Annotated in this window: 26 protein-coding genes; 15 read left to right on the top strand and 11 right to left on the bottom strand. The window is 59.1% G+C overall.

Features of this window, described 5'->3' with window-relative positions:
* The first annotated feature begins 3 nt into the window (after nucleotides 1-3).
* Entirely contained in the window at nucleotides 4-582 is a 579-nt protein-coding gene (locus tag DW029_RS06145) for an urease accessory protein UreE (protein WP_118345565.1), read from the top strand.
* An 83-nt stretch (nucleotides 583-665) separates the two neighbouring features.
* Nucleotides 666-1,463, top strand: a complete 798-nt coding sequence (locus tag DW029_RS06140) for an HAD-IIB family hydrolase (protein WP_158572623.1) — start codon at nucleotides 666-668, stop codon at nucleotides 1,461-1,463.
* 23 nt (nucleotides 1,464-1,486) lie between these two features.
* On the opposite strand, the gene DW029_RS06135 is transcribed toward DW029_RS06140, so the two are convergent.
* From DW029_RS06135 to DW029_RS06115, 5 genes are all read right to left on the bottom strand, one after another.
* Nucleotides 1,487-1,921: a Fur family transcriptional regulator gene (locus DW029_RS06135; RefSeq protein ID WP_199582569.1), complete on the bottom strand. Its 435-nt coding sequence runs from the start codon at nucleotides 1,919-1,921 to the stop codon at nucleotides 1,487-1,489.
* A gap of 61 nt (nucleotides 1,922-1,982) precedes the next feature.
* A complete protein-coding gene (locus DW029_RS06130; RefSeq protein ID WP_118345563.1) occupies nucleotides 1,983-2,393 on the bottom strand; it encodes an acylphosphatase in 411 nt (136 codons plus the stop codon).
* Between the two features lie 2 nt (nucleotides 2,394-2,395).
* Entirely contained in the window at nucleotides 2,396-3,502 is a 1,107-nt protein-coding gene (locus tag DW029_RS06125) for a Gfo/Idh/MocA family protein (protein WP_118259084.1), read from the bottom strand.
* A gap of 75 nt (nucleotides 3,503-3,577) precedes the next feature.
* Nucleotides 3,578-4,063 (bottom strand): ribonuclease HI, encoded by a 486-nt coding sequence (gene rnhA / locus DW029_RS06120; RefSeq protein WP_117564440.1) that lies wholly within the window; start codon nucleotides 4,061-4,063, stop codon nucleotides 3,578-3,580.
* 99 nt (nucleotides 4,064-4,162) lie between these two features.
* Nucleotides 4,163-5,065 (bottom strand): LysR family transcriptional regulator, encoded by a 903-nt coding sequence (locus tag DW029_RS06115; RefSeq protein ID WP_118345562.1) that lies wholly within the window; start codon nucleotides 5,063-5,065, stop codon nucleotides 4,163-4,165.
* Between the two features lie 273 nt (nucleotides 5,066-5,338).
* Between DW029_RS06115 and DW029_RS06110 the strand changes: the two genes are divergently transcribed.
* The 3 genes from DW029_RS06110 (at nucleotide 5,339) to DW029_RS06100 (ending at nucleotide 8,111) form a co-directional block, all read left to right on the top strand.
* Complete coding sequence (locus DW029_RS06110) at nucleotides 5,339-6,649, top strand: O-acetylhomoserine aminocarboxypropyltransferase/cysteine synthase family protein (RefSeq protein ID WP_118345561.1); 1,311 nt, start codon at nucleotides 5,339-5,341, stop codon at nucleotides 6,647-6,649.
* Nucleotides 6,650-6,961: 312 nt separating this feature from the next.
* A complete protein-coding gene (locus DW029_RS06105) occupies nucleotides 6,962-7,717 on the top strand; it encodes a hypothetical protein (RefSeq protein WP_118345560.1) in 756 nt (251 codons plus the stop codon).
* 187 nt (nucleotides 7,718-7,904) lie between these two features.
* Nucleotides 7,905-8,111 (top strand): hypothetical protein, encoded by a 207-nt coding sequence (locus DW029_RS06100; RefSeq protein WP_118345559.1) that lies wholly within the window; start codon nucleotides 7,905-7,907, stop codon nucleotides 8,109-8,111.
* A gap of 108 nt (nucleotides 8,112-8,219) precedes the next feature.
* Here the strand turns inward: DW029_RS06100 and DW029_RS06095 are convergent, their stop codons facing one another.
* Both DW029_RS06095 and DW029_RS06090 read right to left on the bottom strand, forming a co-directional pair.
* The gene (locus DW029_RS06095; RefSeq protein ID WP_233543820.1) at nucleotides 8,220-9,134 is read right to left on the bottom strand and encodes a ketopantoate reductase family protein; all 915 of its coding nucleotides are present in this window, start codon (nucleotides 9,132-9,134) and stop codon (nucleotides 8,220-8,222) included.
* A gap of 123 nt (nucleotides 9,135-9,257) precedes the next feature.
* Entirely contained in the window at nucleotides 9,258-10,028 is a 771-nt protein-coding gene (locus tag DW029_RS06090) for a cyclase family protein (protein WP_118099025.1), read from the bottom strand.
* A gap of 162 nt (nucleotides 10,029-10,190) precedes the next feature.
* Between DW029_RS06090 and DW029_RS06085 the strand changes: the two genes are divergently transcribed.
* The 6 genes from DW029_RS06085 (at nucleotide 10,191) to DW029_RS06060 (ending at nucleotide 16,760) form a co-directional block, all read left to right on the top strand.
* Nucleotides 10,191-11,381 carry an aldo/keto reductase gene (locus tag DW029_RS06085; RefSeq protein ID WP_117763790.1) on the top strand — a complete coding sequence of 397 codons (1,191 nt, stop codon included), beginning with the start codon at nucleotides 10,191-10,193 and terminating at the stop codon, nucleotides 11,379-11,381.
* 91 nt (nucleotides 11,382-11,472) lie between these two features.
* Nucleotides 11,473-12,492 (top strand): Gfo/Idh/MocA family protein, encoded by a 1,020-nt coding sequence (locus DW029_RS06080; protein WP_118099024.1) that lies wholly within the window; start codon nucleotides 11,473-11,475, stop codon nucleotides 12,490-12,492.
* 151 nt (nucleotides 12,493-12,643) lie between these two features.
* The gene (locus DW029_RS06075; RefSeq protein WP_118345557.1) at nucleotides 12,644-13,513 is read left to right on the top strand and encodes a deoxyribonuclease IV; all 870 of its coding nucleotides are present in this window, start codon (nucleotides 12,644-12,646) and stop codon (nucleotides 13,511-13,513) included.
* Between the two features lie 143 nt (nucleotides 13,514-13,656).
* Nucleotides 13,657-14,517 (top strand): ABC transporter substrate-binding protein, encoded by an 861-nt coding sequence (locus tag DW029_RS06070; protein WP_118345556.1) that lies wholly within the window; start codon nucleotides 13,657-13,659, stop codon nucleotides 14,515-14,517.
* A gap of 116 nt (nucleotides 14,518-14,633) precedes the next feature.
* Nucleotides 14,634-15,995, top strand: coding sequence for an ABC transporter permease subunit (locus DW029_RS06065; RefSeq protein WP_233543819.1), 1,362 nt, complete (start codon nucleotides 14,634-14,636; stop codon nucleotides 15,993-15,995).
* Between the two features lie 12 nt (nucleotides 15,996-16,007).
* Nucleotides 16,008-16,760: an amino acid ABC transporter ATP-binding protein gene (locus DW029_RS06060; RefSeq protein ID WP_006234381.1), complete on the top strand. Its 753-nt coding sequence runs from the start codon at nucleotides 16,008-16,010 to the stop codon at nucleotides 16,758-16,760.
* Nucleotides 16,761-16,877: 117 nt separating this feature from the next.
* Here the strand turns inward: DW029_RS06060 and DW029_RS06055 are convergent, their stop codons facing one another.
* Together DW029_RS06055 and DW029_RS06050 are read right to left on the bottom strand one after the other, a co-directional pair.
* Nucleotides 16,878-17,297: a flavodoxin gene (locus DW029_RS06055; RefSeq protein ID WP_006234379.1), complete on the bottom strand. Its 420-nt coding sequence runs from the start codon at nucleotides 17,295-17,297 to the stop codon at nucleotides 16,878-16,880.
* 46 nt (nucleotides 17,298-17,343) lie between these two features.
* Nucleotides 17,344-18,048, bottom strand: coding sequence for a DUF3793 family protein (locus DW029_RS06050; RefSeq protein ID WP_118345554.1), 705 nt, complete (start codon nucleotides 18,046-18,048; stop codon nucleotides 17,344-17,346).
* 173 nt (nucleotides 18,049-18,221) lie between these two features.
* Here DW029_RS06050 and DW029_RS06045 point away from each other — a divergent pair, with 173 nt between their 5' ends.
* On the top strand, nucleotides 18,222-18,605 hold the full coding sequence (locus tag DW029_RS06045) for a heavy-metal-associated domain-containing protein (protein ID WP_118345553.1): 384 nt from the start codon (nucleotides 18,222-18,224) through the stop codon (nucleotides 18,603-18,605).
* A gap of 272 nt (nucleotides 18,606-18,877) precedes the next feature.
* A complete protein-coding gene (locus tag DW029_RS11475) occupies nucleotides 18,878-21,430 on the top strand; it encodes a hypothetical protein (RefSeq protein ID WP_195362247.1) in 2,553 nt (850 codons plus the stop codon).
* Here DW029_RS11475 and DW029_RS06035 read toward each other — a convergent pair.
* Nucleotides 21,427-21,852: a hypothetical protein gene (locus DW029_RS06035; protein ID WP_233543818.1), complete on the bottom strand. Its 426-nt coding sequence runs from the start codon at nucleotides 21,850-21,852 to the stop codon at nucleotides 21,427-21,429. The two genes, DW029_RS11475 and DW029_RS06035, sit on opposite strands and share 4 nt — an antisense overlap.
* Nucleotides 21,845-23,350 carry a DNA repair protein gene (locus tag DW029_RS06030; RefSeq protein ID WP_118345552.1) on the bottom strand — a complete coding sequence of 502 codons (1,506 nt, stop codon included), beginning with the start codon at nucleotides 23,348-23,350 and terminating at the stop codon, nucleotides 21,845-21,847. Before DW029_RS06030 ends, DW029_RS06035 begins: the two co-directional genes overlap by 8 nt.
* Before the next feature lie 224 nt (nucleotides 23,351-23,574).
* Between DW029_RS06030 and DW029_RS06025 the strand changes: the two genes are divergently transcribed.
* The gene (locus DW029_RS06025) at nucleotides 23,575-24,099 is read left to right on the top strand and encodes an iron-containing alcohol dehydrogenase (protein WP_233543822.1); all 525 of its coding nucleotides are present in this window, start codon (nucleotides 23,575-23,577) and stop codon (nucleotides 24,097-24,099) included.
* Nucleotides 24,100-24,298: 199 nt separating this feature from the next.
* Nucleotides 24,299-25,993: a glucose-6-phosphate isomerase gene (gene pgi, locus DW029_RS06020; RefSeq protein WP_118345572.1), complete on the top strand. Its 1,695-nt coding sequence runs from the start codon at nucleotides 24,299-24,301 to the stop codon at nucleotides 25,991-25,993.
* The last annotated feature ends 3 nt before the right edge of the window (nucleotides 25,994-25,996 follow it).

The raw sequence follows: 25,996 nt of genomic DNA, 5'->3' as shown, positions 1-25,996 counted from the left end.
TTGATGCCCGCGGACCTGGTAGCTACGGAGCGCTTGGGAAATCTCAACGACCCGTCCTATGAACTTTTGCTTCGTCGGGAGCTGGGCGGTGTCTTTGAGACTGACGAGCTGCTGCTCGATTGGGATCAGGCTGATGTATGCGCGTTTGCGGGCGTGACGGAGCTGGGGCGCACGGTCGATGTTCGGCTGGATTCCGCTGACGGCGGTCGTCTTGCCGACGGCGACGTGCTCGCCATCGACCGTTCGGGCATGGTGCCCGTGGCGGTTGTCGTGCGCCTGCGCAGCGCCGAGGTTTATTTGGTCGAAGTTGACCGCATGGACCCGATTGCGCTCGCGCATGCGTGCTGGGAGATCGGCAATATGCACGCTCCGCTTTTCCGAGGCGACTCGGACGAGCATACCGTGCGCATGTATACGCCGGTGCAGCCTGTTTTGGGCCGCATGCTCCGGGGTGTCGAGGACGTTCGGCTCTCGGTGGTTACCCATGAACTCGATGTGGACCGGCGCTTTGCATCGAGTGCGGCGGAGGTCGTCGTGAGCATGGCTCCCGACTTTACCATCGTAAAAAAGACGCGCGGCTAAGCGCGCGTATGCGCAAGACGGGCTTTGAGGGGCGACCAATCAAGGTCCGTCTTGCTGTTGATAGGAGGCTTTGGGGAAAGCATATGGGTCTTGAGGGAATCAAGCTGATTGCATGCGATTTGGATGGCACGTTGCTGCATCCGGGGGAGCGCGAGCCGCGTTCCGAGGCCTTTGAGCTCATCGACGAGCTGCATCGTCGCGGTATCGTGTTTATGCCGGCGAGCGGCCGTCAATATGCGAGCTTGCGCTATCTGTTTGCCCCGGTGGCCGATGAGCTCGCCTATGTATGCGAAAACGGAGCCCTGGTGATGAACGAGGGGCATGCCGTTGTCAAGCGTTCCATAGAGCGTAGCCTTGCTATGGATATCGCGAATGCCGTGGTTGCGTATCCCCACGCCGACGTGACCCTTTCGTGCGAGGGGCACCTCTACACCATGAGCGGCAACGATGCGTTTGTTGACCACCTGCGTTATGAGGTCCACTGCGATGTGGCGGTGGTCGACCGTCCCGAGGACATCGACGAGGACGTCATTAAGATTGCCTTCCAGACGCCCGAGGTGGAGCAGCCGGCGGCCTTGGAGTATTTCGAGCGCCTCTTTAGCGACCGTGTCGACGTGATGACGTCGGGAACCGAGTGGACGGACTTTATCGGCTTTGGTTCGGGTAAGGGTTCCGCGCTTGCCGATTACGGTCGTGTCCTGGGTATTTCGCCTGATGAGATGATGGCGTTTGGCGATAACGAAAACGACCGCGACATGCTCAACGTCGTGGGCCATCCCTATCTGATGGAGAGCTGCAATCCCTCTATGCGTGGCATCAACGACCGCGTCCGTTACGTACGCACGGTCGAAGAGGAGCTGCGCCGCCTGCTCGCCGAGTAGATATATGTGGCATGCTTAGAAATCTACTTTTTTGCTGCAGAGTGCAGAAAGGTGGATTTTAAGGCATGTCCCAAAGGCTGCTGGCAGTCGGGGCAGAGTCCTTCAAAGATGGTGTAGTGCGAGCTGACGCTCCATCCGATTTGCTCGGACGCCTTGGCGTCGAGCTGGGCATCGAAGGGAAGCGGTACGTCGATGACGCGGCTGCACGAGGTGCAGATGATATGCGCATGCGGCTCGATAGTGCGATCGAAGCGGCTCCCACCCGGTGTCTTAATAGAGAGAATATCCCCTGCGTCGGCTAAGAGATTGAGGTTGCGGTAGACCGTGCCGCGGCTGATCTTGTCATCCTGTTCGCGTACGGCGTTGTAGATTTCGTCGGCGGTGGGATGGTTATAGCTTTGGCGCACAGCGTCAAGAACCAGCTTTCGCTGCTTGGTATTCCTTCTTTGCACCGCCATACGCCTCGCCTCTTTTCTATCAACGGTCGTAGGTAAATGATACCGTATTTAGCACACAATACTAATAACGAGGAATGAAATCGTCTTCATTGGCAAGTGGGGCTCGGGTCTGGGCGTCTACGAGGCGAAAACGCGTTCCCATGCGCTCGTAGGAGGCATGAAGCGCCTCGAGATGAGACACGATGTTTGCCGGCGTGCCTTGTAGCTCCATCTCAACCGAGCCGTCTTCCATATTGCGCACCCAGCCGGTGAGGGAGCGCGCCTGCGCGAGGTTGGTGTTGGTGAAGCGGAAACCGACGCCCTGGACCCGCCCTTCCCACCGCAGGAAATAGCGCTGCGGGGCGTCTTGAGTGGCTTCGTCGCTTGCGAGTACGGTGAGCCTACGGCGCAGCTCGAGCTCGACGCCAGAGGGCTTTTGGGGTTCGCGGCCGCCGCCGTCGACGCCCGAGAAAAGCTTGTCGAAAAAACCCATCGCTAGGCCTGCTTGCCTGCGTCGGCCGGGAAGGCGATACCCGCCTGCTGACGCACGGCATCCATGATACGCAGCGACACGAGCGTGACATCGCGGTAGTGGCCAAGCTCGTGGCGTCCCGCTGGGGTCTCCCAAATCTCTTCCTTAACGTTATCGATGCCGCCGATAGCGGTGATAAAGTCTGCGAGTTCGTATTCCATAGTGTTGCACGATTTGGGCAGGTCGAGCACGCGGCCGTTGTCGCCCTGTTCGCGCGGTGCCTCGGTCGCCGAGCCGCGTACGACATCGCCGCGATAGTCGATGCGTACGTTGCGGGGCGTGGACAGATGATCAATCTGGATGGTGCCGCGCTCACCTTCGATTTGCGAGGGCAGCAGATCGTTGGTGATCTTGGAATGCGCAAGCTCGACGGAAATGCGGCCTCCGCCATAGCTGGCGAGAATGGAGCCGCAGCCGTCGATGGGGCCGTGCGTGAGCTGTCGCGTGGTGGGGTCGAGCAGAGTAGTCATGCTCGTAAGACCGGAGGGCATGCCGAAGATCTCGACCATGGGCTCGACGGTGTAGACGCCGATGTCCATGAGGGAACCCGATGCCATGTGGCAGTCGAAGATATTGGTGGCGCGCCCCGCGAGAACCTCGTTGTAGCGCGAAGAATACTTGCCAAAGCGCAACGATGCACGACGAATGGGCGCAATCTCGCCCAGGGCGTCCTCGACGGCGTGGAAAGCAGGGTCATGGAGCGGGCGCATGGCCTCGAGGGCTACGACGCCCGCCGCCTCGGCTGCGCGAAAGACCTCGAGCGCTTGCGCCTCGGTGGCACAAAAAGGCTTTTCGACGATAACGTGCTTGCCGCCGGCGATACAGGCGAGCGCCTGCTCGTAGTGGAGCGCATTGGGGCTGCCGATGTAGACGGCGTCGACGTCGGCGGCTGCCGCAAGCTCATCGAGTGAAGTAAAGCTTCGCTCGCCACCGCGCTCGGCGGTAAAGGCAGCACCGCGATCGGCATCGCGTGAAAGCGTGCCCACAAACGCGGCTTGGTCATTGGCGTTGACGACTTGGATAAAGTCGTCGGTAATCATGGATGTGCCGATGGTCGCTATGCGCAGCATGTATCCCCCTCGTGCCGTTCGGTTTACAGGATGAGTGTAGCGCGAGGAGGCAGGAAATAGCGTGCGAAAACGCCGTTACAGGTCGCTCTCGTTAAAGCCAGTGTCGATATCGAGGTTGCTGCCGTCGGCCGCCGTGGTGGCAAGTTCGTCGCAGCGCTCGTTGAGCTCATGGCCGGCGTGGCCCTTAACCCAGATGAACTCCACTTTGTGCTTGCTCTTTGCGGTGAGCAGGCGCTCCCACAGATCGCGGTTCTTGACAGGTTGCTTGTTGGCGGTCTTCCAGCCGCGTTTTTTCCATCCGTCAATCCAGTGCTTATTGAAGGCGTTGACGACGTACTGCGAATCGGAATGGACCTCGACCTCGCAGGGGCGGTTGAGCGCCTCGAGCGCCACGATAACCGCCATGAGTTCCATGCGGTTGTTGGTGGTCTTGGCGTAGCCGCGCGAAAGCTCGGAGGTAAAGGTCTTGCCGGCGGGGTTGGTGTATTTGAGCACGGCGCCGTAGCCGCCGCGTCCCGGATTTGATCGGGCCGAGCCGTCGGTATAGATGATGACCTTCACGGGCTTCCTTTCGTTGAGTGCGTTTCATGTGAGTGACCATTGTAGCGCCATGCCCGCCGGGGGCTAGCAATCTACGATTTCTACCCCGTCTTCCGACAGTTAGTTGGCATGGATGATGCGGTTGAGCTCGTCGAGGTATTGCTGCAAGAGGGGAGAGGGCTTGCGCTCGTCGTGCATGATGTAGCCCACGCGCATCGTCGGGGCGTCTGCCAGCGGGATCGATGCCATACCCCACTGCATTTCATTGGAGAGGACACCGGTCGACAAAGTGTAACCGTTCGACGTGATAAGCAAGTTAGTAAGTGTTCCGCGGTCCGAGATTCGTATGTTGCGGTCGCAAGGGATATAGCTAAAGGGTTCCTCGGCGTAATAGAAGGAGTTTGAGGTTCCCTGCTCAAAGCTGTAGCGCGTATAGGGCGTGAGGTCGGCAAGGGACAGCTGAGGGCGGCGTGCGAGCGGGTGGCGCTCGCTCACGAAGACGTGGACCGTCGCGTCGAAGAGGGGATGGAAGCTCGCGCGGGCGTCGGTAAAGGTCTTTTGCAGGACGCGGGCATTAAAGTCATCCAGATACAGAATGCCGATATCGCTGCGAAATGCACGGACGTCATCGATGATCTGCGATGTGGTGGTCTCGCGCATGATGAACTCGAACTTGCTGTCGCGGCAGCGCTCGACCACGTTGACAAAGGCCTCGACCGAAAAGGCGTAGTGCTGGGCGGAAATGGCGAGACGGGCTTGCGGGGTGCCGCCGTCCTCGTAGCGCGCCTCGAGCATGTCGGCCTGCTCTACGACCTGGCGCGCATAGCCCAAAAGCTCGGTGCCGTCGTTGGTGAGCGTGACGCCGCGGCTGGAGCGCGTAAAGATCTCCAGATGGAGCTCCTGCTCTAGGCTTTTGACGGCGTTTGAGATGTTGGACTGAGCGGTATAAAGGCGCTGAGCTGCGGCGTTGATTGAGCCGGACTCTGCCACGGCGATCAAAAAGCGAAGCTGCTGGAGGGTCATTGGCGCCCGTCCTTTCGATTGCTATCTATAAAACAGATAACAGATTAGCGCTTTTAAGTGATTGACCCGGGGAGACGATACTCGTATTATTCAAAACACACAAAGGCGGTAGGTAATTAAGCCAACCACGGAACCGGGATGTGAAAGGAGGCCCGCATATGAATTGCTTGCTAAGACGAATGCCGGGCTCCTGTTTGCGCCCGTCGGCGTGATCAGGAGACAGCGAATTACTTCTCTCTTTTTATTTACTTTCGTTCGATCAAGGAGATTATCATGAGCCAGTTCATCAACAACCCTGAGCACACCTTTGGTTTCGATACCCTGCAGCTGCACGTTGGCCAGGAGAGCGCCGATCCCGCATCCGACTCCCGTGCCGTGCCCATCTACCAGACCACGAGCTATGTGTTCCGCAACTCCCAGCACGCCGCCGACCGCTTTGGTCTTGCCGACGCCGGTAACATCTACGGCCGTCTGACCAACTCCACCCAGGGTGTCTTCGAGGACCGTATCGCCGCACTCGAGGGCGGCGTGGCAGGTCTTGCCGTCGCCTCCGGCGCTGCTGCCATCACCTATACCCTGCAGGCCCTTGCCCAGGCCGGTGACCACGTGGTGGCTCAGAAGACCATCTACGGTGGCTCCTACAACCTGCTGGAGCATACGCTCTCCCAGTTTGGCGTCGAGACCACGTTTGTCGATGCCCATAACCTGGAAGAGGTTGAGGGTGCCATCAAGGACAACACCACGGTCATCTATCTCGAGACGCTCGGCAACCCCAACTCTGACATCCCCAACATCGACGCCATCTCCGAGATCGCCAAGAAGCACGGTCTGCCGGTTGTTGTCGACAACACCTTCGGCACCCCGTATCTGTTCCGTCCGCTGGAGCATGGTGCCAACATCGTCGTTCATTCCGCAACCAAGTTCATCGGCGGCCACGGCACCTCGCTGGGCGGCGTGATCGTCGACGGCGGTAACTTCGATTGGAAGGCGAGCGGAAAGTACGCCCAGATCGCTGAGCCCAATCCCTCCTACCATGGTGTTTCGTTTGCCGAGGCTGCCGGTCCCGCGGCCTTCGCAACCTATGTCCGCGCTATCCTGCTGCGTGACGAGGGCGCTTGCATCAGCCCGTTCAACGCCTGGGTCCTGCTCCAGGGCACCGAGACTCTGTCGCTGCGCGTCGACCGCCATGTCGAGAACACCAAGAAGGTCGTTGAGTTCCTGGCTGGTGACAGCCACGTCGCCAAGGTGAACCACCCGAGCCTGCCTGAGCACCCCGATCACGAGCTCTATCAGAAGTACTTCCCCCGTGGCGGCGCCTCGATCTTTACCTTTGAGATCAAGGGCGGCCAGGAGGTAGCTTGGAAGTTCATCGATCATCTGCAGGTGTTCTCGCTGCTCGCCAACGTGGCCGACGTCAAGTCGCTCGTCGTGCACCCGGCTACCACCACGCACTCCCAGCTCTCTGCTGAGGAGCTCGCCGAGCAGAACATCACGCCCTCCACGATCCGTCTTTCTATCGGTACCGAGAACGCCGAGGACATCATTTGGGACCTGAAGCAGGCCTTCGCCGCGCTGGACGAGTAGGGCGACTTGTGCAAGGACCCCTTGCGACTCGATGGGTATAACTGCATAAAATGCCTGCTCAAGGCGTCTGCGCAAGCAATGGTTGCGCAGGCGCCTTTTTCGCATAGGGAAGGCGCTATTACAGGGTTTTTGGCATGCTTTATGCATTCGAGTTGTGGAAAACTCCTGTTGAGAGGATGTGAGTTTTACGCAATTGACGTGCGCCTTTTGAGTAAAACCGCAGGTCGCGATTTGCTCGGGGTACTATGCAGCGCGATCGAATCACACGCAGCTCAAACGCAGCAAAAACGCACTACGGAGGTTTCCAGCTACATGAGGATCGATTCACGAAAACCGAAAGCCGCCGCCCTTTCCGCCGCTCTGGCCGTGGCACTTTTGGTGGGCGCCGGCGCAACCGATGCCCACGCCGCAACACTGTCCGATACGGTTGGATCTGCGCCGTCCGAGACGACACTGGTACAGCCCGTTGACTATCGCGGCGATGGTTATGGCTCTATGCAGGAGTGGAACGCCTCGATGGAGGCCAAGCGCGATTCCCTGGAGATGCGCGCTCAGATCATTATGAATATGTATGGCGACTATGCCACCGATGACGAGTGCGCTGTGCTGCAGGGTTGCATCGACGGTGCGGGTAGCCTTTTGACGATGGGGGAGGTCGACGCCAGGTCGACCGAGCTCGATGAGCTGCGCACTGCGCTTGAGGATGCCAAGTGCGAAGCGCTCGAGGCTGCCGAGGCCGCCCAGGCTTCGTACTACAACGCCGGTTACAATCCGTCCTACGCGTCTGCCGCGTCCTACGCGAACGGATCGGGCCTGACGCGCTCTGCGGGTGTAAATAACTACAACGGGCGTCGTGAGACCTATTACAGCAGCAACGTGCTTTATCACTATCGCACGGGCGAATGGACTCAGGATTCTGAGGGCTTTTGGCGCGATTCCGACGGCTATTACGTTGTTGCCGCGGGCGATATGGCCCAGGGCTCGACCTTTACGGGCTCCAAGGGTGATTGCAAGGTCTATGACTCCGGCTGCGCTGCCGGAACCACCGACTACTACACCGGTTGGTAATTATTCTGCATCACGGATATTTGGCGGATGGGCGTCTTTACCGAGCTTTAGGGCAACGTAAGGACGCCCGTTTTTTTGTGCGTGCTTGAGTTAACAGAGCGCTTACCGTGGCAGTACACCGCGCATATGGGAGCGGGGCACACTAAGTCATGAGAAGCAAGGTCTTTCCCGTGGAGGAAGTGGTCTCATGAACGCTCGAGATATCGCTATTGCCGCCGTTGCACTTGCACTGGGTTGTCTTGGTCCTACAGCCGCGCTTGTCGCGGGCATGCAGGGCTTGTGCGGAGCTGCTCCTATCGTTGTGGGGGCCCTGATTGCTGTCGCTGCGTTGGGAAGCACCGGCGTCGTCCTTTGCCGTGAGGATGAGGACGAGATGCGGGGCTCGCAACTCTAACAGCCGTGAAGCTGGTTTTAGCTATAGATGAAGCAGGAAACCGCCGCAAGTGGAATGTCCCTTGCGGCGGTTTTGCCGTTGAGTCTGTTGGCTGCGGTATGTCGAGCGCTACCAGCTGGCCTCGATTTCGCGGATGCGCGAATAGAGCCATTCGTTTTGCGGCACTTGGATATCATGCTTGGCCGCGAGGTGACAGATGGTACCCGCAAACTCCTCGACCTCGGTCTTGCGTCGTGCGATGCGGTCCTGTGCCATCGAGGGCATGCCGACGGGATCGAGCCCTTCGATGAGGTGCACCATCTGCGTCAGATCCGCTTCGGTGAGCTCGATGCCCTCGGCGTTGGCGACCGCAAGCGTCTCGCGCATGGCGGAGACAAAACTGCGGAGCTGCTCGGATCCCTGCTCCGTGGCGCTTCCGTAGGTGCCGCCGTAGGCCATGCAGGTTTGGTTGATGCCGTCGTTGAGCATGAGTTTGGCCCACATGCGGTGCGCAATGTCGCTCTCGACGGTATGGGCGATGTCGCAGCACGTGTAGAGCTCGTCGATTGCGGTGATGGTTGCGGGATCCGTGTCGGCCGCCGCGCCAAAGCGGATTTCACCAGTGTTGGTAAAGGTGAGTTCTCCGTTGAGGAACACGGCGTCCATGCCCTGGCAGATACCCAGGACGGTGTGCTCCCAGCCAAAGCGTTCGGCAATCTTTTGTTCGCTCGTGATGCCGTTGCACAGTGACGCAATCAGCGTGTCGGGACCCACGACGCTTTCCATGGTTTTGAGTGCCATATCGAGCCCGGTTGTCTTGACAGTGAGAATGACCAGGTCGACGGGCGTCGCCTCGCTCGCGCGGACGGACTTGAGCGCGCAGGGCTTGCCGTTGATATTGAGCGCATCGCCCGCATGGCGCTCAAAGCGTGCGTCGTCCATGACATATTCAACAGCGTCGTTGCCGAGCGCTTGGGCGATCATGCTGCCGTAGAGTAGGCCGACACCGCCCTTGCCGATGAAGGCGACCTTGTTGATCTGCATATGAATCATCTCCCCATATAAAAGGCGCCCGCGTAAGGGGCGCCTGATGGATTGTATGCTGCCAGGGTGATTGGTGGGTGCGCGGGGCGGCTGTTATGAAAAAGAAACTATTGCGCTGTGCGCTTATGCCGCGGTGCAGACCGCAAAGACGCGGGCGGGGTATCCGACGCCATCGCGGACCTTGGGGAAGGTGCAGAAGATGACGGCACCCGTGGCGGGAAGCTCGTCCAGATGGTCCATGACTTCGATCTGATAGCGGTCGACCGAGAGGATGTATTGCTCGCCGGGGTAGGGGTAGGCGTCCTCGCGCGTGGTGATGGTCGCCGGATCGGTATCTGCGGGCTCGTGACCGATGGCGCCGATGTTGCGCTCTTCTACAAGCCATTTGATGGCGTCGAGATCCCAGCCGGGGTAGTGGGGCCGGCCGTCCTTGTCCTTGTTTTCGAGGTCGGCGAGCTTGGACCAGTCAGAGCGGAAGGCGACGAAAGCGTCCTCGGGAATACGACCGTGCTCGTCCTCCCAGGCTTTGAGGTCCTCGATGGTCAGGATAAAGTCGGGATTTGCGGCGCACTCCTCGTGCTTGTCGATCACGCAGAGCGGATGCATAAACTCGATGGGTTCAATCTCTCCAAGGGAACGACCCTCAACATGGAAATGCCGCGGTGCGTCGACGTGGGTGCCGTATTGCGAGGCGACCGAATACTGAAAGCAGCGCATGGGCGCGAGCATGTCCCCGGGCGTGTCGGGCAGGTAGTCGAAGAGCTTGGTGGACTCAAACGGCTTAAAGCCAAACCAGTGCGGGGTGTCGCACGAGAGCGTGTGGGTGAGGTCGACCCAGCGATAATCGGTGCTTTTGAGCTGGGATGCGAGGTTCCAAAGGTCGAGCGTGGGCATGGGCGACTCCTTTCATCGGGCTTTTTGCTGATGTTAAAGCGGTGCCGTGACAGCTCGATTTCTGCTGCGTTACGATACGTTCTCGATTGCGATTCCGATGTGTTTCGATGACGTGACGGGTTTGTTTCGCCTTGTCAGGACTTCGATGGGAGGGGAGGGGCCGTGCAATATCGCGTTGACCCCAAAAGCGGCAACCGTATCTCGGCGTTGGGACTGGGCTGCATGAGGTTTCCCGGTGCGCCGGGACGCCCGGATGCGAAGACCGCCGACGCCATCATCTCCCGTGCGGTGGAGCAGGGGATTAACTACCTGGACACGGCCTATCTCTATCCCGGCAACGAGGCTTGTGTGGGCGCTTCGCTTGAGCGCCTAGGCCTACGCGACCAGGTTTTGCTCGCGACCAAGCTGCCGCATGCTTCGTGCAAATGCGCGGAGGATTTCGACCGGTTCTTCGACGAGCAACTGCGCCGCCTGCGGACCGAACATATCGACTATTACCTCATGCACAACATTACCTCGCCCGCCCAGTGGGAACGTGTGGTGGCGTTGGGCATCGAGGACTGGATCGCGCGTCAAAAGGCGGCGGGGCGCATTCGCCAGATTGGTTTTTCGTACCACGGCAGCGCGGCGGACTTCCTTACGATGCTTGACGCATATGACTGGGATTTTTGCCAGATCCAGTACAACTATGCCGGCGAGCATTACCAAGCGGGAACGGCGGGACTCATGGCGGCTGCGGAGCGCGGGCTCGCGGTGTTTGTGATGGAGCCGCTGCTGGGCGGTCGTCTAGCGGGTAAACTGCCGCCGCGGGCCCGCGCCGTGCTCGATAGTGCCCGTGACCCGCATTTGCGCACTCCTGCCGCCTGGGGTCTTTCGTGGGTGTGGAATCATCCTCAGGTGACGATGCTGCTTTCGGGTATGACCGATACCGTGCAGGTGGATGAGAACGCAGTGTTGGCCGATCGGGCCCTGCCGGATTCGATGACAGCTACTCAGCTCGATGCCATCGCGCGCGTGCTGACGGAGTTTGAAAAATCGAACCGTGTGCCCTGCACGGGATGCGGCTACTGCATGCCGTGTCCCAAGGGTATCAACATTCCCGGCTGCTTTGCCGCCTACAACGCGAGCTATGCGCACAGCTGGTTTACGGGTCTATCGCAGTACTTTACGGCGAGCGCGGTGCGCACAAGCGAGGCCAAGCTGGTGAGCAATTGCGTCAAGTGCGGCAAATGCGCGCGCCACTGCCCGCAGCATATCGATATCCCCGAGCGTCTCGATGACGTGCGCCGACGCTTCCAGCCGGGCCCCGTAACGGCCATGCTTAAAGTCTTCAGCAAAACTCGCTCCTCATGACCCTTTTATATCTTGTGATGGAATAGTTCCTGTTTGCGGCAGAATGGGGCGATAACAGGAACTATTTCGCCGCAACTGATGGGAGACTATCGTGGGTGACCGAGGTTTACGTAATGATTCGCGTGAGGTCCGTTGGGGCATTTTGGGCGCTGGGCGCATTTCTCATCGATTTGCATCGTCGCTCAAGAAGGTCGACGGGGCACGGCTGGTGGCTGCGGCCGGCCGCACTCCTGCACATGTCGAGGAATTTTGCCGAGCGTTTTCGATCGATGCTGCGCATGGCCATGCCTCGGTCGACGATAACGGCAATGCGGCTTATGACGCGCTGATTGCCGACCCCGATGTCGACGCAATCTACTTGGCGCTTCCGCATGGCATGCATACGCGTTGGGCCTGTCGCGCGCTGTGCGCCGGAAAGGCCGTGCTGTGCGAAAAGCCGGCCGTTTTGAGTGAGGAAGAGGCTCTCTCGATCGCCTCCACCTCTCGCGAGCGCGGCGTGCTGTTTATGGAGGCGATGAAGAATCGGTTTTGCCCGATGCGCACTTGCGTGAAAGACTTTCTTGCGTCGGGTGAGCTTGGCCGTATTGTCTCGATTGAAAGTGTGCAAAAGCTCGATTACGGCGAGTCTCCTTCGGGCTATCTGCTTGATTCGCTGCAGGGCGGCTGTCTATATGACATGGGCTGTTATGCGGTCGGTTGGTTTGAGGATTTGCTCGCGGGCGCGTGCGAGGTTTCGTCCCGTGAAGTTCGCTGGCGTGACGTATCAGGCGGCCGTGTCGATTGGGCCGACGAGATCCATATGAGCGTCGGAGGTATACCCATTCATATGGTGTGCGACGGCAAAGCAGCATATGAAAGCCGCTTAACGATTGCCTGTGAGCGGGGCTCGTTGGAAATCGAGCGTCTCCATCGCCCCGAGCTCGCCCATGTGAAGTACTCCGACGGTCGAGTACTCGAAATCGATGCACCATTTGAGGTCGATGATTTTTACGGTGAGACATCGCATGCGACGCAGCTCATTCAGGCGGGGAAACGCGAAAGCCCCATCATGTCCCTAGCCGCCACACGGCGCTGCGCGCGCATCATCGATGCGATTCGTTTGAAACTTTAGGGCGCGGGGGCATGGCGCCAGCGCTTGGAATGCCTGGAGGCCTTTGCCCCTGATGACCCTTTTATAACGTGCGGTGGAATACGGTCTGTTTGCGCCAAAATAAGGCACCAATAGACCGTATTTCACCGCAACTGATGAGGGGGAGCTGGGGATGCTGACGATCGGGTGTCACCTATCCACGACGAAGGGCTATCGGGCAATGGGGGAGACGGCGCTGTCCATTGGCGCCAATACCTTTGCATTCTTTACGCGCAACCCGCGCGGCGGCAAGGCGAAAGACCTTGACATGGATGACGTGGCAGCCCTGCGCGAGCTTATGGAGCAAAACGATTTTGGTCCGCTCGTGGCACACGCCCCGTATACCTATAACCCCTGTTCTGCCAAAGAGCGGGCGCGCGAGTTTGCCTTGGAGGCAATGGCCGAGGACTTGCAGCGCCTGGAAGCGCTGCCCGGCAACTACTACAACTTCCACCCCGGCGCGCATGTGGGGCAGGGGACTGATGCCGGCATTCAGATGATCGTCGACACCTTGTGTCAGGTGATGTTTGAGGGGCAGCAGACGACGGTGCTGCTCGAGACCATGGCGGGAAAGGGTACCGAGGTGGGCCGTAGCTTTGAGGAGCTGGCGCTCATCATCCAGGGCGTTGCCGACAAACGCCCCGAGCTGTCGGTCAAGTTGGGCGTTTGCCTAGACACCTGCCATGTGAGCGATGCCGGCTACGACATCATCCATGATCTGGACGGCGTACTCGACGAGTTCGACCGCGTGGTGGGTATCGACCGCTTGCGTGCCGTACACATCAACGATTCGAAGAACCCCTGTGGCGCCCATAAAGATCGTCACGAGTGCATCGGTAAGGGCTACCTTGGTAGCGAGGAGCTTGGCGGCGGTATGCAGGTTATGCAGAATATTGTATCGAATGACCGTCTGCGTGCGTTGCCTTTCATTTTGGAGACACCGAACGAACTTGCAGGTTATGCGGCTGAAATAAAACTCTTAAGGTCTTTGCGCAGTAATTAACAGCCACAAAGTGGGTGTTTCATTCACGTTATGGGCTTGTTTCAATCAGTTTTCTCATTGCAGATTCCTACAAGCGGGTGCATAATAGCCAACAGTTTTTGCAGACCTCTGAATCAAACGGGGTCACTGGAAGGAGACTGATTATGAAGCTGAAGAAGCTTGGCGCATTTGCCGCCACGGGCGCCATGGCGCTCGCCCTCGCACTGACGGGCTGCGGCTCGTCCAACGCCACCTCTGGTTCTGATGCCGGTTCCAGCAGCTCTGACGACGCTAAGGTCGAGAAGGTCGACGGCTCCAAGGAGTACGCGCTCGTCAAGGACGGTACGCTGACCGTCGGCACCTCTGCCGAGTACGCTCCGTTTGAGTACAAGGATGACAACGGCGATTATCAGGGCTTTGACCTTGAGCTCATCAAGGCTATCGGCGACAAGCTGGGCCTGGATGTCGAGTACGTCAACAACGACTTCGACACGCTCGTCCCCGGCGTCGCTTCGGGCACCAAGTATGACGTCTCCATTGCGGCTATCACCGACACGCCCGAGCGTGAGAAGGAAGTCGCTTTCTCCGATTCCTACTACATGGACGATCAGGCTATCGTGACCAAGGTCGATAACACCGACATCACGGCCGACAATTACAGCGAGAAGCTCAACAACGCCGACGCTACCATTATCGTCCAGTCTGGCTCGACCGCCGAGGCCTTTGCCCAGGAGAACTTCCCCAAGGCCAAGATCGTCCCCTACAAGGACGCTACCGAGTGCTTCAGCGCCCTGCAGTCCGATAAGGGCGATGCCGTAGTCACCAACCGCTCCGTTGCGAGCCAGCTGACCGCCGAGCAGTTCAACACCTGCCACACGGTTAAACAGATCAGCACCGGCGAGGAGTACGCCATTGCCATCAACCAGGGCAATACCAAGCTCAAGGACGACATCAACCAGGCCATCAAGGACCTGACCGACGACGGCACCGTTGACGCCCTCATGGCTAAGTACAACATCAAGTAAACAGATACTTGATTGCGTGTGGGCCCTTTCCGTTTAGCGGAGAGGGCCTTTGCGCTTCTTTCGACGGAGAGTGTTTCCGTCTCTTTTTGCCGGCAACTTCTACGATAGGAGCCACCTTGTCTCGACTGAACAAAGGGGCCGCTGAGCAGCGTTCTTCACTACCCGCCTTGCTCCAAAAGCTAGCCTGTGTCATGGCCGTGGCGCTCGCGCTGGTGTGCGTGGGGGCATCTGCGCCCTCGACTGCCCAAGCGCTTGAGACCGCAAAGATTACCGCCCGACCCAACACCGGTTCGGGCAGCGATGTGGTCGGCGGCACCGAGACACGCATTACCTGGGAAGTTCAGGCCGATGCCGACGAGGAGCTGAGCGGTCTTTCGCTGACGTTTGTCGACGGCACGACGTTTGGTACCGATGACACGCGATTGACGATGCTCTCGGGCGAGGACCTCATGGATCGCACACCCATGAAGCCCACGTGCACGGCTGATGGCCAGACGCTCAAAATCGACTTTGGCGAGACGGCGCCGGCTGGCAGCTATTTTCGCGTCGAGGTCTACGGCGTGACCTTCCCCGTCGAGGGCGGCGACGAGGCCTTTAGCGGCACCTATACGCTCGCCGATGGTTCGACCAAGAAGGTCTCCAAGATTCCTTCCGTCGAGATCAAGGGCGTGACGGCCTTCGATAACTTCTTGGCCGACCTTAAAGAGCAGCCGTGGGTCGAGGCGTGGAACTCCAATATGTTCCTCCGCCTGTTCTTGAACCCGGTCATTTTGGTCCAGAGCCTGCCGATCGTCTTTAAGGGCTTCCTTATGTCGCTCTCGATCGTGCTCGTGGCATTTCCGTTGGCTATTCCCTTTGGCTTTGCGCTGTCGCTCATGCGCATCTCCAAGTCGCGCATCCTGCGCTGCCTTGCCGGCATCTACGTGAATATCATCCGCGGCACGCCGGCGTTCCTGCAGATCTACATTGCGTTCTTTGGCTTGCCGCTCGCCGGCGTCAAGGTGGACGACTACGTCTTGGGCGTTATCGTCATGGCCATGAACTCGTCTGCGTACCTGTGCGAGATCTTCCGTGCCGGTATTCAGTCGATCCCCAAGGGCCAAAACGAGGCTGCTCGCTCGCTGGGCATGAATGCCTTCCAGACGCTGCTCTACGTTATGATTCCGCAGACGTTCCGCAATGTCCTGCCTACGCTGACCAGCGAGTTTATCCTGCTCTACAAGGATACGTCGCTGCTCGCCGCCGTTGGCGTGGTCGAGATCGTCATGAATGCCCGCACCATCGTGGCAACGACGGGCTCCATTACGCCGTATGTGGTTGCCGCCCTGTTCTATCTGGTCATTACCCTGCCGCTTGCGCGCTTGGTGAGCGGTCTTGAGGCGAGGCTTCTGGGGACGGCCGAAACCAAAAAGAAGCGTCCCACCAAGAGTGCCGGACAGGTTGTCGCGACGCCCGCCGATCACATCGCCGGTCTGTAAGGAGGTCCTATCATGAGCGAAACCAATAACTCGAACGAGGTCGTCGTCAGCATCAAGAACCTCCAGAAGGCCTTTGGGGACAACGTGGTCCTGCGCGATATCGATCTGGATGTGCACAAGGGTGAGGTCGTTGTGGTCTTGGGCCCCTCAGGCTCGGGCAAGTCGACGATGCTTCGCTGCATCAATCGCCTGGAGCATCCCACGAGCGGCTCGATTGTCGTCGAGGGCGTGGATGTGTGTGCCAAGGGCGTCGACCTCAACAAAGTGCGCACGCACCTGGGCATGGTGTTTCAGCAGTTCAACCTGTTCCCGCACCTGTCGGTCAAAAAGAACGTCATGCTTGCGCAGCAAAAGGTGCTCAAGCGCAGCAAGGAAGAGGCCGAGAAGATCGCCGTCGAGGAGCTGACCAAGGTCGGCCTGGCCGAGCGCATCGACTTTATGCCGAGCCAGCTCTCGGGCGGCCAGCAGCAGCGCGTGGCCATCGCCCGCGCCCTGTCGATGAACCCGCACGTGATGCTCTTTGACGAGGCCACCTCGGCGCTCGACCCTGAGCTCGTGCGCGACGTTCTGGGCGTCATGCGCGACCTGGCGCACGACGGTATGACCATGATCGTCGTGACGCACGAGATGGGCTTTGCCCGCGATGTCGCCGACCGCGTCGTCTTTATGGACGGCGGCGTCATTGTGGAAGAGGGTACGCCGAGCGAGGTCTTCGACCACCCCAAGAGCGAGCGCACCAAGGCGTTCTTGGGCAATATCTCGTAGCCGCTTTATATGACTGACATAGCAGAAAACGGGAGCCGGATGTGATCCGGCTCCCGTTTTTGTTGGGACGCGAATGTGTTTTGTTGCAATGCGCGTTGCGGGCGGAGCTCATTGCCGCTAGGCGAGCTCGGCTCCAAGGGCGCGGCAGGCCGCTTCGCTCTCATCATCGGGGGCGTCGTAGCAGATGACGGAATCGACGACGTTGACGCCCTCCTCGTCGGCGTCCGCCTTCCAGTTGTCCATCCATTCGCCCTCGGCCCACGAATAAGAGCCAAAGAGGACGACCTTCTTGTCGCCGAGGGTCTCCTTGACCTCATCCCACATGGGCTGGAACTCATCATATTCAAGCTCCTCGGAACCCATGGCGGGGCAGCCGAAGGCGATAGCGTCATAGCCAGCGGCCTTGTCTGCGGAGAAGTCGGCGCAGGAGATGACCTCTGCCTCGGCGCCGGCATCGGTTGCACCTTCGGCAACGAGGTTTGCCATGGCCTCGGTGTTGCCCGTGCCGCTCCAGTAGACGACGGCGATCTTGCTCATGTTGAGTCCTTTCAGTTGTGCGGCAGGTTGCCACGGCTTCTATGTTCTATCGGGTTGCCTGGGCAAGTTGCGCCAAGCTGTAGCCCTGCTGATAGACAAAGGTGAAGTATTGGGTGCAGGCGCGGTAGGCATCAAACGTCGCAAGTGCCTGCTCGACATTTGCGTAGACCTTCCAGGCCCCAAAGACCTTATAGTTCTCGCCGCGCTGGACGATAAACTCGTGCACGTCGTCGTAGGGATATCCTAGGAAGTAGCCTATTTCGTGCGGAAACTCGCAGGTGCAGTCGTTGCTGCAGCTAGCTTGCTGGGGTAGTGCGCATCGAGTCTGGCTACAGGCGCATTCCGCGACGTTATTACTCGCGAGCGTGATGCGTGATGCCAAATGCACAAGGCATGTCGAAAGGTCTCTCGTGTCGTAGCCTTCCGAGGCGAGCGCCGTTTTGGCGCGAGGGTCCGCGAAATAGGTGGTGAGGCTTTTGGCTCGGTACACGTACACGAGCGCTCCGCAGGGCCGCCAGACCAAAACACTCAGGTGGATGCCAAGCGGGTCAAGCTCGCGGTTGCACTGGGCGATAACGTTGAGCAGGCGTGCTCGGCGTTCTGCGATGGTTTCTGTTGCGGTCGAGCCGTCCCCGTGGGCGTAGGTGCCTGGATAGGTAAAGAGCGATGCCGGCTTGATGCCCGCGAGCGTGGGGGAGCAGTTGCGCACGACTGCTGCCTGAAACGTTGGGATGTCTATGGCTCGAGTCACGTCGCTCCTTACGGATCTAAACTGTTAGCCTAGGAAAACTTATACACGAAAGTAAGCCATGGTCAACAAAAAAGTTTGAAGAGGAAAACTAATTGACCGAACGGACATGATTTTGGGTTAAGATGAGGACACCCCATGGGGGTATCTAGATAGTGCTACTGAAAGGGGAACGCATGAGTGACTTGCTCAACCCTGCGAATCTCATCGTGCTGACCGTCATTGCCGTCGGCATGTTTTTTGGACTGCGTCGCATTGCCGCTTCGACACACGGGAAGAGTTGCTGCAGCGATGGTGCGAGCGGCAAGAAGGCCAAAAAGGTTGTTGTGGTGGATACCGATGCATCGCACTATCCCTATAGCGATGAGCTGCTCATCGGCGGCATGAGCTGTGACGGCTGCGCTCAGAACGTGGCCAATGCCCTCAATGCGCTGGACGGCGTGTGGGCAACGGTGACGTATGCGGACCACACGGCACGCGTACGCTCGAAGCGCCCGGTTGATCGCGACACACTCGAGACGGCGGTGAGGGGTGCGGGCTATTACGTTATGAAAATGTAGGCGTTGCCCTCTCCGGTGGGTACCAGCCTCCTGCCCATTGTGACTATCGGCATCCAAAAATTTGCGCAAAAATAACCTTTAGATGCGGCAAAAGTGGAGTTTGGTGACGGTTTGCGCGGAATTCGCTACCAATCGAGCATCTATGAACCCGTCCAAAAAATTACAGGTGTATATTTATACACTGATTATTGCTGTGCTCAGATTGCAATTAACCGTGGACAGAAATGAAGAATGCTAAAACTGGGCTTTAGGACAGGGGAGGCTATAACCTTATGAGACGAGTGGGAACACTTGGCTTGGTGGCAGCGCTTGCCGCTATCTTGGTATCGCCGCTGCCGGCGCACGCCGAAGACGCATCGGGTGCCGTTACCTACAATGCGGGAAATGGGTATTCCTTTGAGAAGCTCTCGCATCCTACGGTAGGAACGTCGCAGCCGGATGGCATCGTCGACTACCAGGGTAACGGTGCCGTTGCCGTTCCGGGCGCCGATGGTAATACGGCCAACAACGAAGGCGATCGCGGCCAGAGCTACACTTGGGCGGCTGCGAGCTATGGTGACTGGCTTTATGTGGGCACCTGCTATGCGGCGATGGGCAACACGCTGACGCTCATGAACAGCACGCTGGGCGATTCCTTTGATGTCGAAACCATGCGCCTGACGCTGGAGGCCATGTTTAACGGTACCTTCTTCTATGGACAGCAGAAGGAGGATGGCACGGCCGACAAGGACAGCGGCGGCATCTTGGTCAAGATCAATACCAAGACCGGTGAGACCAAGCTGCTACTCTCTGAATCGCTCAACGGCGTCGCTCCTTTGTTCCGCAATGCCGTGAGCTATAAGGGTAAGCTCTATTTCTGCGGCAGCGTCAGGACCAATGACGGCAAAGGCGGCCTGCCTGCTGTATACGAGATCGATCCTAAGACGGATGAGTACAAAGTTGTCTATCAGGGCCTTTCGAGCATGCAGGATTACGGTGCTGCCTACAAGCAGGGCATTTCTACCGGTATCCGCGGCATGTGCGTCCATGATGGCCAGCTCGTCATCAGTAATGTGGGTAAAGACGCGAACGGTAATTTTGTGTCGACAATCCTGACGTCGTCTGACCCCTCGAAGGGCCAGGACAGCTTCACCGAGATTGCCAACTCGGAGACGCTGTTTGGCTATCCGGCGATTCGCTATCAGGACAGCATCTACGGCGGCGCCATTTGGGATATGGTCTCGTACAATGGCCATCTCTATGCGACCATCTGCACCGGTACGCCCGAGAACGCTCCCGATGATAATTCCATGCAGTCGTTTGCCATGGTCCGTGGCGACAAGAATGCCGACGGCAGCTATTCGTGGACTCCCATTGTCGGCGATCAGAAGACGGACGGTGCAAAGTACTGCTTTGGCATCGATCCTGCCCGTACCCGTTCTGGCGCTGCCAACCTCATCGTCTACAACGACTACCTCTATATCGGTGAATACAACGACGAGGAGATTGCCCTCGAGCGCATCCTGTTCAACAAATCCAACACCGAAGAGGGCGGCAAGAGCAGCATGGGTGGCGTTGACTGCTCGTTTGTGAATGCCAATCTTGAGCAGTCGGTTAACATCTATCGCATGGACAAGGACGAGAACATGGAGCTCGTCGTTGGCGATCGCACCGACATGTTCCCCGAGGGCGGTATTTCCGGCCTGACTTCGGGCTTTGGCCGAAACGAGAACCAGTACATTTGGCGCATGCAGAAGTTCGACGGCAAGCTGTATATCGGTACCTTTGATACCGCGAGCCTGCTTGAGCCGATCGGCCAGTTCTCCAATGGCGACATTATCGATATGACGCCCGAGGAGTGGGACTCTCAGGTTCAGCGCCTTAGGGACCTGCTCAATCACCTGCTCGACAAGAAATCGCCTGACGACCCCATCGTTCCCGTGAACACGCTTGCGGACGATGATTCAAACGAGGCCGTCGAGGTCGATGATTCGAACGAAGCTGCTGAGGTTGATGATTCAAACAAGGCCGTCGATGTCGATGACGAGAAGACCGAGGTTGCTAAGGGCTTTGGCGATCTGAGCGATGCGCTGGAGGATGCCGCGGGCGGTCTTTGCGATCAGGCCGCGACGATGTCCCAGGACTTTGAGGACGACGCCGCTTATGTCCAGAAGATCGATGGCGAGATCGCGTACTTCAAGTCCTTTGCCGACCAGTATCAGGACATGCTCGATAGCTATGAGAGCCTTAAGCAGCAGTACGAGGATGCCTATGGCACCGAGCTGCCGAGCGATATTCAGGATGCGCTCGATAAGCTGCTGAGCGAGGAGAACCTCAAGAAGTTGCAGAGTGTCCTTACGTGCATGTGTTACCTGCGCGATGCCGAGCGCGGCTTTGATATGTATGTGACCGAGGACGGCGTGAACTTTACGACGCTGACGACCAATGGCTTTAACGATCCGTATAACCATGGTCTGCGCACCTTTGCGGTGACCAACCAGGGTCTATGCCTTGGTACCGCCAACCCGTTCTATGGTTGCCAGGTCTGGATCCAGCGCAAGGAGAATTCGGAGAATCCGGTTGATCCCGGTACTCCGGATCCGACGGAACCCACCGATCCTTCGCAGCCGGGTGGCGGCGATCAGCCTGGCGGCAGCCAGACGGGTGGCAACGACCAGTCGAGCAGCACCACGACCACCGTCACGACGACCGCTAAGAAGACTCCGAAGGACGGCTCGCTGCCTCGCGCTGGCGACTCGACCCTCACGCTGGTCTTGGGATTGCTGGTTGCAGCTGCCGCAGTGCTTGGCATTGCTCTCGTCTTGCGCAAGCGTTCTCGTCGCTAGGCTCGTCCGCGTAGCTCAATGTCCTGGATATCGTCGAAGTTGATGGCGATATCCCTGAGTTTGAGCAGCTTGAATGCGGGTAACGCTTCGTCGAGAATGCCCGTGCGGCTACGATAGCCGTACGTATCGTAATAGGTGACGCGCACCAAGTCGCCGCGTTTGAGGCCCTCGAGCTTTTGCGAAAGCTCGAGGGCTTTTTCTTCCGTGAGCTCACGTTTTTGCTCGACGGTGATTTCCTGCTTGCGCACGAGTTCGTAGTATCCCGTGAGGGCGGCAAAGGGCATAAACTGCGCGGCCCGGCCGGCACGGACGGCGCCGTTAGCGGTGAGCTTGGGGTCGGCGGAGCGACGTCTTCCCTCGGGGTCCGCTAGGCGCTCGAAGGCGGTCGGCGGGCGCACGGGCTGTTGTTTGGGTTTAGGCACGGTGTCCTCCAACTTGGTCGTTGCGTTCGCGCGCGGTGGCGCCGGTGGTAAAGCTTAATCCCTTGACGAGCGCGTTCTTGCCGTACTTGCCTTTTACGGCCAGGACGGCGCGCGCCAGGTCGCGCTCGCGCTCATCGGCCTCGATATCGCTGAACAGATCGATAGTGGCAAATTCCTCGGGCATGAGGTTGCCAAATCCCAGGTTGATGCGCTTGACCGGTCGTTTGGGATCGACGGTCTGCGCCCAGAGCTCATCGAAATAACTCATGATCTTCTTAAACGAATTGGTGCGCTCGGGAAGCTTTCGCGAGGCGTTAGAGTGCGCAAAGAGTGCGGCATAGCCACCGCGCGGTTTACCGCCATGCTCTCCCACAAAGATGCCATCGATTGCCTGCGCTTCGCGCACCAAGCGGCGCCGTTCGTCATCGCGCTGGACGGGCTTGGGCGCACGGGGCGCGAGCTTGGGGCCGGCGGTTGCGGTAGGTTCGATGCTCGACGTGCTCGAGCGCAAGTGCCCGCATCCGTCCACATATTGTGCTGTACCGCTGGCGTCGAGGCGGCGTATGTCGGCTCGTTCGCTCGCATAACCCACAAAGAGCGAAATGCTGTCGCAGACCACGTGCTTATCGACCAAGTCTAGCACGGCACTGTCGACCATCTCGCGCAAGACGGTGTAGGCCTGTTCGTAGGCATAGCCCTTCGAGAGCACCTGTCCTGTGGTGGTCGAGGTCGCCTGCGGACGATAAGCCTGGATGTCGGCGATGGTTGTCGGCTCGCGCCCAAAGGCATGGTCGATAAGATACTCGGCATTGACCCCGAGCTCGTCGTAGAGCAGGTTTTCGTCGAGCGCCGCGACGCCCATCAGATCATAGACGCCGTATTTTTCGAGGCGGGCTGCCACGCCGGGGCCGATGCCCCAGATATCGGTGATGGGACGATGGGGCCAGATCTCCTCGCGAAAGGTCTTGTCGTCGAGTATACCGATGCGGCTGGGTACGTGCTTGGCGGTAATGTCGAGCGCTACCTTGGCCTGAAATAGGTTGGGGCCGATGCCGACCGTCGCCGTGATGCCGGTGCGTGCCAGGACCTCGTCGCGCAACATGCAGGCGAAGCCTTCCGCATCGGTGTGATAGAGGTCCAGATAGGGCGTCACGTCGATAAAGCATTCGTCGATGGAGTAGACGTGCACGTCTTGCGGACTCACGTATTCCAGATAGATGCCGTAGATTTGCGCCGACACCTCCATGTAGTGCTGCATGCGCGGTACGGCCTTGATGTAGTCGATGCCGTCGGGGATTTCGAACAGACGGCAGCGGTTGTGTATCCCGAGGTCTTTCATGGCCTGTGTGATGGCGAGGCAGATGGTCGTGCGTCCGCGCGATTCGTCGGCAACGACCAGGTTGGTGGTGAGCGGATCGAGCCCACGATCGACGCACTCGACGCTGGCATAAAACGTCTTGAGGTCGATGCAGATGTAGGTGTGCTGCTCGTGCGCCATCCGTGCCCTCCCATCAAACACATGTTCTTATCGAATATCTGTTCGATAATACCCGCTTGCGCGGACATCGTCAAAACCTGTCCCTTTTTGGCAGGTATGGTCGTGCGGTTGCATCGGGGTTTTAACGCAGCTCTAAAGAGCGCGAAACAGCTCGGAAAACCTCGCTTCGTAGCATGAGCCTAACGATTGATACCGCCTATACGCACGGAAGGGTTGTGGGAAAGATGGTCAATTATGGGTTTGGTATGCCGACGCGCCTTGTTGCGGATGGAGACGTGGCTCGCTGGTGTGGACGATTGGTCGCTCACTACGGCGGCACCAAGGTGCTGGTCGTGCTGGGCGGTGACAAGCATACGCGTGATGAGCTTGTCTCGGCGGCACTCGGCTCGCTTGATCGAGCTCTGCTCGAGCGCGTGCTTTTTCGCTGTGGCTCGGTTGAGGGCGACGGGGGAGACGAGCTGATCGACGAAGCCGTGGCCCTGGCGACCGACGAAGGCGTGGACTTTGTCCTGGCGATCGGCGATGCCGATACTGCCGGCTTTGCGCGCGAACTCGCGCGTCGCATGGCGGCGCTCGATACCGGCGAAGACGGTTTTGTCCCTTATGGATGTATTGTCTCGGAGGGCAAGGTGCCTGCCGTCGCGGGAGCCGGCGAGGTTCCCGTTTTTGCCATTATCGCTCCTGAACTGCTTGAGGGCATTGGGTCTCCTCTTCGCGAGTTGCTCGGCAGCGTGTGCACCGCGGCCTAATATCTGCCAGGAAGGGACAGGTTAATATTGGTAGGTAAAGCGTTTGACCTGCCAAAAGAAACCTGTCCCTTTTTGGTCGGTCGCCGTTTGGGGGCGGATTGGCAACGCTCGCTGATTACGGTCTTGACCTGCGCTAGAATAGGGGCATCTGATTATCCGGGCGCATGGAGGTATGCGCCCGTATGTTGAGGAGGACTTTATGGCAACTGTTGCCGCACCTATCGACGCTACGTCGACCGCCGCTTGGAAGGCGCTCGAGGCCCATCAGGAGAAGCTCGAGGCCGAGGGTATCGACCTTAAGGCATGGTTCGCTGCCGATGCAGAGCGCGTAAACAAGCTGAGCTTTGATGCCGGTGACCTGCACTTCGACTTGTCCAAGAACCTGGTGACCGATGAGACCGTCAAGCTGCTGTGCGATCTTGCCCGCGAGGTGAAGCTCGAGGAGCGCCGTGACGCCATGTTCTCCGGCGAGCACATCAACACCACCGAGGACCGCGCCGTCCTGCACACCGCGCTTCGCCGCCCGGCAACCGAGAAGGGCCAGCTCATCGTCGACGGCCAGGATGTCGTCGCCGACGTGCACGAGGTTCTCGATCGCATGTATGCCTTCGCCGAGCGCGTGCGCTCCGGTGAGTGGAAGGGCGTTACCGGCAAGAAGATCGAGCACCTGGTGTCCATCGGCATCGGCGGCTCCGATCTGGGCCCGGTCATGGCCTACGAGGCCCTGCGTCCCTATGCCGACGCCGGTATCGACTGCCGCTACATCTCCAACATCGATCCCAACGATCAGGCCGAGAAGCTCAAGGGCCTGGATCCCGAGACCACGCTCGTGATCATCGTCTCCAAGACCTTCACCACGCTCGAGACCCTCACCAACGCCCGCGAAGTCAAGACCTGGATGCTCGAGCAGCTCAAGGCTCAGGGCGCCATCGACGGCTCCGATGAGCAGAACGCCGAGGCCGTGGCCAAGCACTTCGTCGCTGTCTCCACCGCACTCGATAAGGTCGAGGCCTTCGGTATCGACCCCGCCAACGCTTTTGGTTTCTGGAACTGGGTCGGCGGCCGTTACTCCGTTGATTCCGCCGTGGGCCTGTCGCTGATCGTCGTGCTCGGCCCCGAGCGTTTCCAGCAGTTCCTTGAGGGCTTCCACGCCATCGACGAGTACTTCTGCAACACCCCGCTCGAGAACAACGCCGTCGCGCTGATGGGCCTGCTCAACGTCTGGTACGTCAACTTCTTCGGCTCCAAGAGCCACGCCGTGCTGCCGTACTGCCAGTATCTGCACCGTTTCCCGGCCTACCTGCAGCAGCTCACCATGGAGTCCAACGGCAAGCACGTCCGCTGGGACGGCAGCGCCGTGACCTCCGACACCGGTGAGATCTTCTGGGGCGAGCCCGGCACCAACGGTCAGCACGCCTTCTACCAGCTGCTGCACCAGGGTACCGTGGTGGTTCCGGCCGATTTCATCGCCTTCGCCAATACTGCCAACCCCGCAACCGACAGCGGCCAGGATGTCCACGAGCTGTTCCTGGGCAACTTCCTGGCCCAGACCAAGGCGCTCGCCTTTGGTAAGACGGCCGATGAGGTGCGCGCCGAGGGCACGCCCGAGCAGATCGTCCCGGCCCGCTGCTTTGAGGGCAACCGTCCGACGACCTCGATCTTCGGCGACACGCTGACCCCGTTCGCACTCGGTGAGCTCATCGCCCTGTACGAGCACATCACGTTTGTCGAGGGCACGGTCTGGGGCATCGACTCCTACGACCAGTGGGGCGTCGAGCTGGGCAAGCAGCTTGCCAAGCAGATTACCCCGGCCTTCCATGACGACGCCGCCAAGGCCGAGCAGGACGCTTCGACCCAGGCGCTCATCGAGTTCTACCGCGCGCATCGCAAGTAGTCG

The organism is Collinsella sp. AF38-3AC (genome assembly GCF_003474365.1).
In the GTDB taxonomy this organism is placed as follows: domain Bacteria; phylum Actinomycetota; class Coriobacteriia; order Coriobacteriales; family Coriobacteriaceae; genus Collinsella.
This window is presented reverse-complemented; position numbering and strand designations above follow the sequence as displayed.